Origin of the sequence: Asticcacaulis excentricus CB 48 (assembly GCF_000175215.2) — a bacterium.
Taxonomy (GTDB): Bacteria; Pseudomonadota; Alphaproteobacteria; order Caulobacterales; family Caulobacteraceae; genus Asticcacaulis; species Asticcacaulis excentricus.
In genome coordinates, this window is the sequence record NC_014817.1 from 265,299 (window position 1) to 278,355 (window position 13,057).

Here is a 13,057-nt window from a genome sequence, read left to right on the forward strand (position 1 = left end):
GAAATTTCGCTACTGCCGCAGGGTCCGGCGCGCACCGGGCGTATCAGCCCTGAGATAACGGAGATTTGCCATGCGCCTGACCCCTGTCCTGCTGAGCCTTCTGATGCTGGCGTCTGTGCCGGCCCATGCGGAGGGGCCGCTACGCGAGCGTTTGAAAGCGCGCTATATGGAGCGGCTTCAGGACGGTGAGTCAGCGGAAGAGGGGGCGCGTGTGTATAAGGCCGTCCTGCCCGGAACCCAAAAGCAGACCGTCAGTTACGGGGCGGACCCTTTGCAGGCGATGGATGTCTACAGTCCAGTCAATGCCCGCAACGCGCCGATGATCGTCATGGTGCATGGAGGTGGCTGGCGGACGGGCGATAAGGCCAATAGCGGCGTGGTCGAGAACAAGGTCAAGCACTGGCTGCCCCAGGGTTACATCGTCGTCAGCGTCAACTATCGCCTGTTGCCGCAGGCAGATGCCTATGCGCAGGCCGAGGACGTGGCGGCGGCGTTGGCCTATGTTCAAAAGAATGCCGCCACCTGGGGCGGGGATGCCTCGCGTCTGATCCTGATGGGGCACAGCGCCGGGGCGCAACTGGTGGCCCTGACGTCTGCCGATCCCTCGGTGGTAACGAGCAGGGGCGGGCGACTGTGGGCCGGGACAGTGGTGCTGGACTCGGCGACGCTCGACCTGCGGGCCACGATGACGCAAAAGCGCGTGCTGCCGCTCTATACCAACGCCTTTGGCAGCGATCCGAAGCGCTGGGCGCAGGCCTCGCCGCTGGAGCGTCTGACGCCGCAGGCCGTACCCCTGATGATGGTCTGTTCGACCCAGCGCAAGGACCGGCCCTGCGATCAGGCCGACACCTTCGGCCGGGCTCTGCGCAAACTGGGCAAGCCGGCCCCGGTGCAGAAGGAAGACAAGAGCCACGGCGAAATCAACAAGATGGTCGGCGTCCCCGGTCCTTATACCGACGCCATCGACGCCTTTATCGCGGCGCGCTTAGGTCAGGCTCTGGGGGCCCACAAATAGCCACGTCATATAGGCGGCATAGAGGCCGAGGAACAAAAGGCCGCTCAGTCGCCCGACCTTTTGGGCGAGCAGGATGATCAGCAGGACCAGAGCGGCGACGCCCAAGGCGACCGGCATGTCTATCTGTGCCATCTGAGGCGCTATGCGCAAGGGGGTAATGCAGGCCGTTACACCTAAAATGCCCAGTATATTAAAGATGTTGCTGCCGATCAGATTGCCGAGGCTGACCTCACCCTGACGACGAAAAGCGGCGATAATCGTCACGGTCAGTTCGGGGAGTGACGTGCCGACCGCCACCAGAGTCAGGCCGATCACGGCCTCCGAAATGCCGAATCCGCGGGCGACGTTTTCGGCCCCGCGCACCAGCGCATCGGCACCGCTGACCAGCATCAGCAACCCCAAGGCTACCCAGACAAGCGCCACAAGGGGCGAACCCGCCCTTTCGGTCGAAGTCTCCGCTGGAGCCGTATCCTTGCCTGTTATGACCTTTTCCCAGATATAGACGCCCACCAGATAGGCGGCGAGCAGGGCCAGCATTATCCAGCCGTGGTCGCGTGTGATGCTCCCCTGAAGACCCAGCCACAGAAGACCCACCGTGACAGCAAACATGATCAGGGCGTCACGTTTCAAGCCTAACCCGTTCGCAGCCATCGGCGAAAGCAGGGCGCCAACGCCCATAATCAGCAAGATATTGGCGATGTTGGAGCCGACCACATTGCCCACCGCCAGATCTGGCGAGCCTTTGAGTGCCGACTGCACCGACACCATCAGTTCCGGGGCCGATGTGCCCATGCCGACAACGGTCAGGCCGATCACCAGACGCGACAGTCGCAGGTTCAGAGCGAGGCTGACCGCGCCCCGGATCAGGCTTTCACCGCCGACAAACAGCAGGCCCAGCCCGCCGATAATCAGCACGTAATCGAGCCAGGCGGCGTCGATATAGGCCGCGATAAAATTGACGATGACATCCATGCCCAAACCCCCGGTCATTCACCATCCTGCCCTGAGGAATGCCGAAGGACAAGATTATTCGTCGCTTGGCGGCGGGGACCTGAGGCAGTATGACAGCCTCATGATCCGACTGTTTATCGCCGAAACCACGCCGCCCTTTGCCGAAGGGCTGATCTTCCCGCTCAATCCCGATCAAGCGCGCTATGTCGCTGCCGTGATGCGGCTGGGTGACGGCGATGAGATCAGCGTTTTCAATGGCCGCGACGGCGAATGGCGCGGCCGTTTGCAGGCCGTGAGCAAAAAGCACGTCCATGTCGAGCTGATCGCGCAGGCGCGCCCGCAACCAGCCGCAGGTAACGCCCCGAAGCTGTTGATTGCGCTCGTGAAACGTGGGCGGCTAGAAACCATCATCGAGAAAGCGACCGAGCTGGGTGTAGGTGAAATTCAACTATTGATCACCCGCCGCACCAATGCCGACCACACCAATCTCGCGCGGTTGCAACTGATAGCGCAAGAGGCGGCGGAACAGACCGAGCGCCTCGACGTGCCGCAGGTTCTGGCCCCCGTAAAGCTGGAGGTGTATCTGAAAGCCGCATCGGAAACCCTCATCTATGGCGATGAGGACTCCACCCACGAAACGGGGGAACGCACCATCTCGCCCATGCTGGAGGCACTGAGTGGGCTGGGCGAGGGGGCGGTATCTATCCTGATCGGGCCGGAAGGCGGGTTCGATGCGGTGGAGCGTCAGACGCTGAGCGTCCAGCCGAACACTGTGGCCGTCAATCTGGGGCCACGCATCCTGCGCGCTGACACGGCGGCCATCTCCGCCCTGACCCTGTATCAGGCCGTAAGGGGCGACTGGAAATAGTTTAGACTTATTCGCTTGTGCCGCTGGGCCCTAACGCCCATATAGCCGTGAATTGCAATTGAGCCTGTTACTTTAGGGATGGGGCGCGTGGTCAAGATTTCGGAACCCATTCAATCGTTTTCGCAGCTTACCGAATATTTTGCGTCGGGCGAAAAGCCGTCTGAGCGCTGGCGCATTGGAGCCGAGCACGAGAAGTTCGTCTTCCACCTGAGTGACTTGCGTCGTCCGGAATATGCGGGCCCGGATGGCATTGAGGCCCTGCTGAAAGGCCTGATGCGATTTGGCTGGAGCGGCGTCTATGAGGGCGAACACCTGATCGCACTGGAACGCGATGGCGCATCTGTGTCCTTAGAACCCGGCGGGCAATTTGAACTGTCGGGCGCGCCGCTTTCGACTATCCACGAGATTTGCAGCGAAACGGGCCAGCACCTCGAAGAAGTCAAGGCCGTGGCCTCCGAATTGAGGCTGGGCTTCCTGGGCGTCGGTTTTTCGCCTCTGTGGACGCGGGCCGAAACGCCGGTCATGCCCAAGGGCCGCTATAATATCATGCGCGCTTATATGCCGAAGGTCGGCACGCTCGGCCTCGATATGATGCTGCGCACCTCGACCATTCAGGCCAATCTCGATTTTTCGTCTGAAGACGACATGGTACTGAAATTCCGCACCTCTCTGGCCCTGCAACCCATTGCGACGGCTTTGTTCGCCAATTCTCCCTTCACGGAAGGCAAGCTCAACGGCTTTTTGTCGGCGCGCGCCAATGTGTGGACCGATACCGATGCCGACCGCACAGGGATGCTCGGTTTCGTCTTCGACGACGGCTTCGGCTATGAAAAATATGCCCAATACGCCCTTGATGTGCCTATGTATTTCGTCAAGCGTAAAGGCGCGCTCAATGGCGGCTATATCGACGCGTCGGGGCAGTCGTTCCGTGACTTTATGGACGGTAAGCTGCCTGCCCTGCCGGGCGAACGTCCGACGATCGACGACTGGGCCGACCACCTGACGACGCTGTTCCCGGAAGTGCGCCTCAAAAAGTACCTCGAAATGCGCGGGGCCGATGGTGGCCCGTGGTCCCGCATCTGCGCCCTGCCGGCCCTTTGGGCGGGGCTCCTCTATGATCAGGTGGCGCTGGAGGCCGCCTGGGATCTGGTCAAGGGCTGGCGCATCGAAGACCACGACACCCTACGCGGTATGGCGGCCAAAACCGGCTTAAAGGGCGAGATCGCCGGGCGTCCGGTGAAGGACTGGGCGTTTGATACCCTGAAAATTGCGCGTGAAGGGCTGAAGCGGCGTCAGCGCCTGTCTGGCGGTCTGGTCGATGAAACCGGCTATCTCAGCGAACTGTTCGAGATTGCGGAAAGCGGCATCACCCCGGCCGAACGCCTCATCGAAAAATATCACGGGATATGGGCGGGCGACCTTCGTAAATTGTACACAGAAGAAGCCTACTAAAACCGTATACCGTTTCTCCTGAAACGGAAGTGCGCTTGCCAACCGGTGCATTTGCTGCTCCTATCGCCGCAAATTCACTGTCTGCTGTCCGATTGCGGCCCGAATGGTGCCCCGGCGCAGGCCTTACGGGGCAAGTTGACATGATCAATATCGTTATTGCCGCAGGGATTCTGGTCACCCTGCTGACGGCCATTCCGGTCATTGTGCAGATGCGCCACCATCCGCGTGGGCTGATCGTTTGTTTCTTCGCGGAGATGTGGGAGCGCTTTTCCTATTACGGGATGCGGGCGCTGCTTATTTATTATCTGACGCGCCATTTCCTGTTTCCGGACGACAAGGCCAGTTCGCAGTACGGCTCATATACGACCCTAGTCTATCTCCTGCCGCTCATCGGCGGTCTGGTGGCGGATCGGCTGATCGGTACGCGCAAGGCGATCGTTTTCGGGGGCATATTGTTGGTGCTTGGCCACTTCGGCATGGCCTTTGAGGGTAAGCCCACACAGGAATTCCTCCACTATCAGGGCCAGACCTATGGCTTTGAGGTGCGCACCACCAATTCGGGCGACGCGCCCCGTCTGGAGGTAGGGAATGCCAGTTATGAGGTCGGGGCCACCCCCGATGGCGGTTATCAGATCAAAGGCCTGCCGGCGGGTGCCCCCCTGCCGGAAACCCTCGCAAAGGGCAGCTTCACCAAGAGTAAGGCCACGGAGACTCCGTGGGCCGAACACGCTTTCTTCCTGTCGATTGCTCTGATCGCCATGGGCGTCGGCTTCCTCAAGCCGAACATCTCCTCTCTGGTTGGGCAACTGTACCGTGAAAAGGACCCGCGTCGGGATTCGGGCTTCCAGCTCTACTATTTCGGCATCAATATGGGCTCGTTCTGGGCCGCCATCCTGTGCGGCTATCTGGGCGAGCGTGTCGGCTGGTGGGCCGGTTTCGGTCTGGCAGGCGTCGGTATGCTGATAGGCCTTTTGTGCTTCATCTTCGGCAAGAAACTGCTGGAGGGCAAAGGCGAAGCCCCGAACCCGGCCGCCCTAAAACAGAAGGTCGCGGGCGTTATCTCGAAGGAAAATCTGGTCTATCTGCTGGGCTTTGCCGCCGTGCCCCTGATCTATTTCGTTATTCAGCGCAACAATATTGTCGGTTACGCGCTGGGCGTGGCGACGGTACTGATCCTCGGCTATGTCTTTACCCAGATGGCCACTAAGTTCAGCCGGGTTGAAAACTTCCGTCTGGGGCTAGCCATGGTCCTGACCCTGTCGTCGGTCGTCTTCTGGACCCTGTTTGAGCAGGCCGGTTCGTCGCTCAGCCTGTTTGCCGAGCGCAACACGACGCTAGACCTGATCGCCGAGCCCATCCGTTTGGGGACCCTGTTGCTGGCGACGCCGGGGCAGGTGAAGACCATGGGCGGCGTGCCCGAAGGGGCCTTCTGGATCGACATGGGTTTCAATGCGTCGAATACCCAGAGCTTCAACCCCTTCTTCATTTTGGTGTTCGCGCCGATCTTTGCCGGCATTTTCACCTTCCTCGCCAAGCGCGGCAAGGACCCCGATCCGGTCAAGAAGTTCGCTTTCGGTCTGGTCATGGCGGGTCTGGGCTTCTTCGTGCTTGTGTGGTCAACGCCTCTGGCCGGGGCGGATTTCCGCGTGCCGCTCTTCTGCCTGTTCCTGACCTATATGTTCCACACCTGGGGGGAGTTGGCCGTGTCGCCGGTCGGCCTGTCGCAACAGACCAAGCTGTCGCCGACCGTGCTGGTTTCGACCATGATGGCCATCTGGTTCCTCGGTACGTCGGGCGCGCAATATCTGGCCGCCTTTGTTGCCACCTATGCCTCGACCGAGACAGTCGGCGGTCAGGTCCTCGATCCCAGCGCCGCGCTTCAGGCGTCGCTCAAAACCTTCAACACCATCGGCTGGGCGGGTATTATCCTTGGCGGCATTCTGTTTGGTCTGTCCTTCGTGCTGAAGGGCTGGGCGCACGGGGCGTCCGACACTACGGATGACGCGCCGAAGGCGGGTCACTAGACCTGAGCCCAGGCGCGGGGTGATCCTCCCGTTCCAGACAAGAAAAACCCCGGCGGTGCGCACCGCCGTGGTTTTATGTTTTGAATTTCGCCGGGGTTAAAGTTCGTTCCTGATGCGCAAATAGAGCTTTGGTTCCGAGTTTCGCTGCGTCGATTCCTCATAGGACAACACATTACCCGAACGCAGGCCCTCATAGCGCGTCACGTCATAGCGCGTGGTGCGTGCGCCAAGATTCTGCAATTCCGTGCGTACCGACAGCTTGGGCGAGGGCTTGAATTCGGCATAGAGGCTGACCCAGTGGGAGCCTTCGGAGTGGCTGACTTCCTTTGCGCGCCAACTGGTGTTGTCCCAGCCGCTATCCACCGACCAGCCCCAGGACATGCCCGGACGGTCCTGATTGAAGCTCAGGGACAGGGAGCGCGGCGTTTGACCGGAGATTCGCCGCTTGCGGCCCGTCACGGGGTCGGTGATCTCGGAGTCGTACCAGGTGGCGTTCAGCCGGATCATGCCGTTTTCGAGATAATTATCCACTGGCACGCTGAGGCGCGTTGAAATCTGCTGATTGGCCCCGTCGCCGACATTGCCGACAATGTCCTCGATCCCGCCATTCTGGGTGTAGAGGGGAACGCGCTCGACCGCATCGTCGATGTCGTTCAGCTCATAGCTTAGCGCCAATTGTCCTTTTTCCCAGAAGCGGTAATCGACGCTGAGCTCGTTCGACCATTGGCGATAGGGGACGAGGTTGAGCGGATAGAGCAACTGATCCGGGCGCTCATACTGCCAGTTGGCAATCGACACAAAGTCCCAGTAGCCCATATAGCCGACTTCGCGCGCGCGGCTAAGGCGCACCTGAAGCACCTGATCGGGCTTCCACTGCAGGCTAAGGCGCGGTTTGGGGTATTCGTAGCTCCGCTCGGCCGCATATACGCCGCGATGGCGGAAGGTCATGCTTTCGATCGCTAGCCCGCTGTCGATAGTCAGGGTCTCGTTGGGCCGCCAGTTGCTTGAAATATAGAGCGATCCGCGCTGTTCCTCACCGCGGGTGCGACTTGGATCGGGGCGCTCTTCGTCGCTCAGCCACGAGCCGATCGACAGGCCCTGCGCGTCGAATGTGTTGAAGCGGCGCTCCCCACCAGCCTGAAGCATCAGGGCTTTGGAATAGTGCCAGGTCGCCTGCGCCGACAGCGAACCTTCGCTGGTTTCTTTGTCCTCAGTATAGGTGGAGAGCTGATCGGGCTTCTGATGGTCGGTGCGGCTGTCGCTGACGTTCCGCTTGCCCCACAGGTTGAGGTTTAACTTGAACTTCTTGCTGACGCTCCTTTCGTAGCGCCCGGCCACTTCCTGCGTCAGGTTTTCGTTCTTGCGCTGCTCGTATTCAGTAACGCCGTTCTCATAGATGGCGTCAAAGCCAGACCGGTTGTAACGGACCGTCCCGTTGACGTCGAGTCGCCCCCCGCTGGCCGGACCCGCCCAGCTGCCGCGCACCTCTGCGCCTTCGCTTTGACCTTTCGAATTAAGTGCCTGATGCCGGATCGTGCCGTCTGCATAGGTGGTGTACTTGTCGCCGTGGCCGGTGCCCTCGTCGTGGTTCTGATACAGATTTACCCCAGCCTCCAGATTGCGGCCGTTCTGGTTCTTCTGCCATGTTACGCCAACCTGTGGCTTTACCTTACCGTCCGGATAGATGTTTGCCGAAGACTGAAGGGTCACGACGGGCTTCGACATCGACTTGCGCACGATGTTGATCAGCTCGCTGTGGCCCTGCATGTCATAACTTGCACTGCCGGGGGCAATGCGTTCGAAGCGTTCGATCTGATTGAACGGCAGGCGGGCCAGGGCGTCGTTAGTGTCAGACGGGCGCTGACCGTCGATCAGTACATTGGACGAGCCGCCTGAGCCCGTTACGATGAAGTTGGGGATGTATTTCAGGGCGTCTGCGGCCGATTGCACCGGCTTACCCACAAAGTCCGAAGCTGTGTAACGGGCTGATGGGGCAATGGTTTCGCCTCCCGCCAGGGCTTGTCCGGGCAGTAAGGCAAGTGCACATACCGATGTCAGCCACAACAGCCGCATAACGCCCGATCACCTCTGTCTGGAGCAACTGAACAGTGCCACACCAGCACCTTCGTTTGGCAATATGACGCCATACGGTCGAAATGACAAGTTCGCGAGTGCGAAAAGACGGATAAACTAGCCTTAACAAAAGCTTATAAACTTCGGTTACGCGGAGGTCCCGCCCACTGTCAGGCCGCCGATCTTCAGGCTGGGCTGGCCTATCCCGACGGGTAGGCTCTGGCCCGCCTTGCCGCAGGTGCCGACACCGGGGTCGAACTTGAAGTCGTCGCCGATCATCTCGACCTGACGCATCACCGCCGGGCCGTCACCGATCAGCGACGCGCCCTTGACGGGCGCGGTCACCTTACCATCTTCGATCAAATAGGCTTCGGTGCATTGAAACACAAACTTGCCGTTGGTGATATCGACTTGGCCGCCGCCGAAATTGACCGCATAAAGGCCGCGTTTGGTCGAGGCGATCATGTCGGACAGTGTGTCCTGACCGCCCTTCATGAAGGTGTTGGTCATACGGGGAAGGGGCGGATGGGCATAGGACTGACGCCGGCCATTGCCGGTCGGGGCCACGCCCATCTGACGCGCCGACAGCCGGTCGTGCATGTAACCGACCAGAATGCCGTCTTCGATCAGGGTCGTGGCGTGGGTCGGTGTGCCTTCGTCATCCATATTCAGTGAGCCGCGCGCGTCGACGATCGTGCCGTCATCGACCACGGTGACGCGCTTGGCGGCGACCTGTTGGCACATCTTGCCGGAAAAGGCCGAGGTGCCCTTGCGGTTGAAATCGCCCTCAAGGCCGTGGCCCACCGCCTCATGCAACAGTACGCCGGGCCAGCCGGGCCCAAGCACAATATCCATCTCCCCTGTCGGGGCCGGTTTGGCCTCAAGGCTGATAAGGGCCTGTCGCAGGGCTTCATCAACCTGCGCCCGCCAGTATTTCGGATCGCTGAGCAGATCGAGCGCGATACGCCCGCCGCCGCCGGCTGAGGCGCTTTCGCGGTGTCCGTCCTTTTCAACCGAGATACCCACCGACAGGCGCACCAGCGGGCGGTAGTCGTGATAAACCTCACCGCCTGCGCGCAGGATGGTGATATGGCGCTGATCGGCGGCAACCGAGGCTGAGACCTGCACCACGCCCGAATGCCGGCTGCGTGCGTAGTCATTAATGGCTTCGAGCAGAGCGATCTTGTCGGCGAACGGCATAGATCCGATGGGGTCGTGCTCACCATAATGATGGCTGTTTGAGCGTGCCGGGGGCGTGGATAGGCTCAGACTGACAGCCCGACCCTGCTTGGCCAGCACGGCGGCGGAGGCGGCGCGCCGCACGGCCGCGACCGACAGTTCGGCCGCATTGGCAAAACCGACCGTTTCTCCGGCCACGACGCGCAGGCCGAAGCCCTGATCGGCACCATAGGTCGAATGTTTCAGCCGCCCGTCGTCAAAGACCAGTGATTCGCTTTCCCGCGTTTCGAAATAGATTTCCCCATCGTCGGCCCCGTTCAGGGCGTCTTCCAGAATGGTCTGACAGGTGGAAAGGTCGAGATCACGCAGCGAGTCGGGCAAGGAGACGGCGAGGGGGGAGGCTGACATAAGCATATACCAAATGAAACACTGCCCCCTATGTAGGCCGCCGCGTGGCGCTTGAACAGAGAGTCTGAACCAGAGATTCGCGCGGACCCGCCTCGAACGATACCGGGGCGCGACAAAAGCGCGCAGGTGCGGCCTGTGCAAAAGCCATATTCGCCCCTGAGCCGTACCAGAACGCAACTGTCTTTGAAGACAGTGGTCTTGCCTTGCTTTTAGGCCTTTGCATTTTGCAAATATGGCATTAATGGGGAAGAACGGGGTGAGACCATGTGTCCCATTGGGACCCATTGTCACGCCCGAAGACCGAGGATTAAACGGGACTGCGCGGAAACTCCTGCTCACGAGAAGGCAGGCGCGCCGGGCACCCACAGTTAGGGATTGAAGGAATGCGCATCCGAAGGCTGATGGCAGGGACCGCCGCCGTGATGACTGCCCTTGCAGGAGCATTGGGGGCCGGAGCCGTCTGGGCTCAGGAAAAACTGGGGCAACCGACCGACAAGTCGCTCGGTCTTCAGCCGGGCGCCGCCCCGCTGAAACACGACGCCATATGGTTCCACGACGTCATCTTGCTGCCGATCATCACGGTGATTGTCGTGTTTGTGCTGGCACTGCTGATCTGGATCGTGCTGCGCTACAACAAGCGCGCCAACCCGAAGCCGGCCAGCTTTTCGCACAATACGGCCATTGAGATTCTTTGGACGGTGATCCCGGTCCTCATCCTCGTCTTTATCGCCTTCTTCTCCTTCTCGCTGCTGCGCAAATACAACGACATGCCGACCCCGGATGTCGTGGTGAAGGCTACGGGCTATCAGTGGTACTGGGCTTATGACTATCCGGAGCTGGGGGTCGAAGGCGTCGAATCGCGCTTGCTGCCTGAAGCCCGCGAACTGAAGACTGCGCACGCTGCCAAGGTACCCTTCCTGCTCGGCGTCGATAATGAGCTGATCGTGCCGGTCAACAAGGTCGTTCAGGTGCAGGTCACCGGCTATGACGTCATCCACTCCTTCGCTCTGCCGGCCTTCGGTCTGAAGACCGACGCCATTCCCGGTCGTCTGAACTCGACCTGGTTCAAGGCCGAAAAGCCCGGCATTTATTATGGCCAGTGTTCAGAACTTTGCGGCGTCGATCACGCCTACATGCCGATCGCTATCCGCGTGGTCAGCGAAAAGGAATTTGACGCCTACATCATCAAGGCGGGTGGCAAGACCAAGGCCATGATTGCCGCCGAAGAAGCGGCGGCCGCAGCGGCAGCCCAACAGGCGGCGGCCAACGCTGCCGCTTCGGCAGACGCATCGGCGACGGCTTCGGCTGCAGCCCCGGCAGAAGCGGACGCAGCGGCCTCGGCCGCAGCTCCCGCCGTTCAATAATTCAGGTAAGAGAGACGCTCGTCATGGCATCGAATGCTTCTGTCGTTCACGATCATCATCACGATGATCACGACCACAAACCCGGCTTCTTCGCGCGCTGGTTCCTGTCCACCAACCACAAGGACATCGGCACGCTCTACCTGATCTTCGCTATTTTCGCCGGTCTTCTGGGCGGCGCACTGTCGGGCCTGATACGCTGGGAGCTTTATGAACCTGGCCTTCAGGTCTTCGTTCAGGGTTCGCTGCTTGATCAGCTCAATGTCTTCGAAGGCAAGCACGGCTATAACTCGGTCGTGACCGCCCACGCCGTTCTGATGATCTTCTTCATGGTCATGCCGGCCATGATTGGCGGCTTTGGCAACTGGTTTGTGCCGATTATGATCGGTGCGCCGGATATGGCTTTCCCGCGCCTCAACAACATCTCCTTCTGGCTATTGGTGGCCTCCTTCATTCTGCTGATGGTGTCGATCTTCGTGCCGGGCGGACCGGGCGGCGCGTCGGAGCACGGCTTCGGCGGTGGCTGGACCATGTATCCGCCAATGTCGGCCAATAAGGGCAGCCCCGGTGCGGCCTTCGACCTGATCATCTTCTCCTTCCACCTGTCGGGTGCGTCGTCGATCCTGGGGGCGATCAACTTCATCACCACCATCTTTAACATGCGCGCGCCGGGCATGACGCTGCACCGTATGCCGCTGTTTGCTTGGTCGGTGCTGGTCACCGCCTTCCTGCTGCTGCTGTCGCTGCCGGTCTTCGCCGGTGCCATCACAATGCTGCTGACCGACCGTAACTTCGGCACCGCCTTCTTCGATCCGGCGGGCGGTGGTGATCCGGTTATGTACCAGCACCTGTTCTGGTTCTTCGGCCACCCAGAAGTGTACATCCTCATCCTGCCGGGCTTCGGTATCATCAGCCACGTGGTTTCGACCTTCTCGAAAAAGCCCGTGTTCGGCTATCTCGCCATGGCCTACGCCATGGTGGCCATCGGCTTCGTCGGCTTTATCGTGTGGGCCCACCACATGTACACGGTCGGCATGGGCTTCAACCTGCGCGCCTACTTCGTGATGGCGACCATGGTCATCGCCGTTCCGACAGGCGTGAAAATCTTCTCGTGGATTGCCACCATGTGGGGCGGTTCGCTGGACTTTAAGGTGCCCATGCTGTGGGCCATCGGCTTCATCTTCCTGTTCACCGTCGGTGGCGTGACAGGTGTGGTTCTCTCCAACGCAGGTATCGACTATAGCCTGCACGACACCTACTACGTCGTGGCGCACTTCCATTACGCGCTGTCGCTGGGGGCTGTGTTTGCCATCTTTTGCGGTTTCTACTACTGGTATGAGAAGATGTTTGGCATAAAGTACAACGAGCTTCTTGGTCAGATTCACTTCTGGCTGATGTTCGTCGGCGTGAATGTCATCTTCTTCCCGCAGCACTTCCTAGGCCTTCAGGGCATGCCGCGTCGTTACGTCGATTATCCGGAAGGCTTCGCCTACTGGAATAAGATTTCAACGATCGGTTATATCATCACTGCCATTGGCGTTGTGGTCTTCCTGATCATGATCCTCGAATCGGTCATCCGTCGCCGTAAGGCCGAGGCCAATCCGTGGGGTGAGGGCGCGACCACGCTCGAATGGACCCTGTCGTCTCCGCCGCCCTACCACCAGTTCTCTGAACTGCCGGTGATCAAGGACGAAGACGGCCATCATTAAGTGCTTCGCCCGAATGG

Annotated in this window: 9 protein-coding genes; 6 read left to right on the forward strand and 3 right to left on the reverse strand. The window is 60.2% G+C overall.

What is annotated here, in order from left to right:
* Positions 1–70: 70 nt before the first annotated feature.
* Positions 71–1,015, forward strand: a complete 945-nt coding sequence (locus tag ASTEX_RS12910; protein WP_013480077.1) for an alpha/beta hydrolase — start codon at positions 71–73, stop codon at positions 1,013–1,015.
* Here the strand turns inward: ASTEX_RS12910 and ASTEX_RS12915 are convergent.
* A complete protein-coding gene (locus ASTEX_RS12915; protein WP_013480078.1) occupies positions 986–2,005 on the reverse strand; it encodes a calcium/sodium antiporter in 1,020 nt (339 codons plus the stop codon). The genes ASTEX_RS12910 and ASTEX_RS12915 overlap by 30 nt on opposite strands.
* Before the next feature lie 82 nt (positions 2,006–2,087).
* On the opposite strand from ASTEX_RS12915, the gene ASTEX_RS12920 reads away from it, so the two are divergent.
* The 3 genes from ASTEX_RS12920 (at position 2,088) to ASTEX_RS12930 (ending at position 6,310) form a co-directional block, all read left to right on the forward strand.
* A complete protein-coding gene (locus ASTEX_RS12920; RefSeq protein ID WP_013480079.1) occupies positions 2,088–2,834 on the forward strand; it encodes a 16S rRNA (uracil(1498)-N(3))-methyltransferase in 747 nt (248 codons plus the stop codon).
* Positions 2,835–2,912: 78 nt separating this feature from the next.
* Positions 2,913–4,286, forward strand: coding sequence for a glutamate--cysteine ligase (locus ASTEX_RS12925; RefSeq protein ID WP_013480080.1), 1,374 nt, complete (start codon positions 2,913–2,915; stop codon positions 4,284–4,286).
* 140 nt (positions 4,287–4,426) lie between these two features.
* Positions 4,427–6,310 (forward strand): peptide MFS transporter, encoded by a 1,884-nt coding sequence (locus ASTEX_RS12930; protein ID WP_013480081.1) that lies wholly within the window; start codon positions 4,427–4,429, stop codon positions 6,308–6,310.
* A 96-nt stretch (positions 6,311–6,406) separates the two neighbouring features.
* On the opposite strand, the gene ASTEX_RS12935 is transcribed toward ASTEX_RS12930, so the two are convergent.
* Together ASTEX_RS12935 and tldD are read right to left on the reverse strand one after the other, a co-directional pair.
* The gene (locus tag ASTEX_RS12935) at positions 6,407–8,383 is read right to left on the reverse strand and encodes a TonB-dependent receptor plug domain-containing protein (protein WP_013480082.1); all 1,977 of its coding nucleotides are present in this window, start codon (positions 8,381–8,383) and stop codon (positions 6,407–6,409) included.
* 147 nt (positions 8,384–8,530) lie between these two features.
* The gene (gene tldD, locus ASTEX_RS12940; RefSeq protein WP_013480083.1) at positions 8,531–9,976 is read right to left on the reverse strand and encodes a metalloprotease TldD; all 1,446 of its coding nucleotides are present in this window, start codon (positions 9,974–9,976) and stop codon (positions 8,531–8,533) included.
* A gap of 377 nt (positions 9,977–10,353) precedes the next feature.
* On the opposite strand from tldD, the gene coxB reads away from it, so the two are divergent.
* Positions 10,354–11,334 carry a cytochrome c oxidase subunit II gene (gene coxB / locus ASTEX_RS12945; protein ID WP_013480084.1) on the forward strand — a complete coding sequence of 327 codons (981 nt, stop codon included), beginning with the start codon at positions 10,354–10,356 and terminating at the stop codon, positions 11,332–11,334.
* A gap of 23 nt (positions 11,335–11,357) precedes the next feature.
* A complete protein-coding gene (ctaD, locus tag ASTEX_RS12950) occupies positions 11,358–13,040 on the forward strand; it encodes a cytochrome c oxidase subunit I (RefSeq protein WP_013480085.1) in 1,683 nt (560 codons plus the stop codon).
* Positions 13,041–13,057 lie beyond the last annotated feature (17 nt).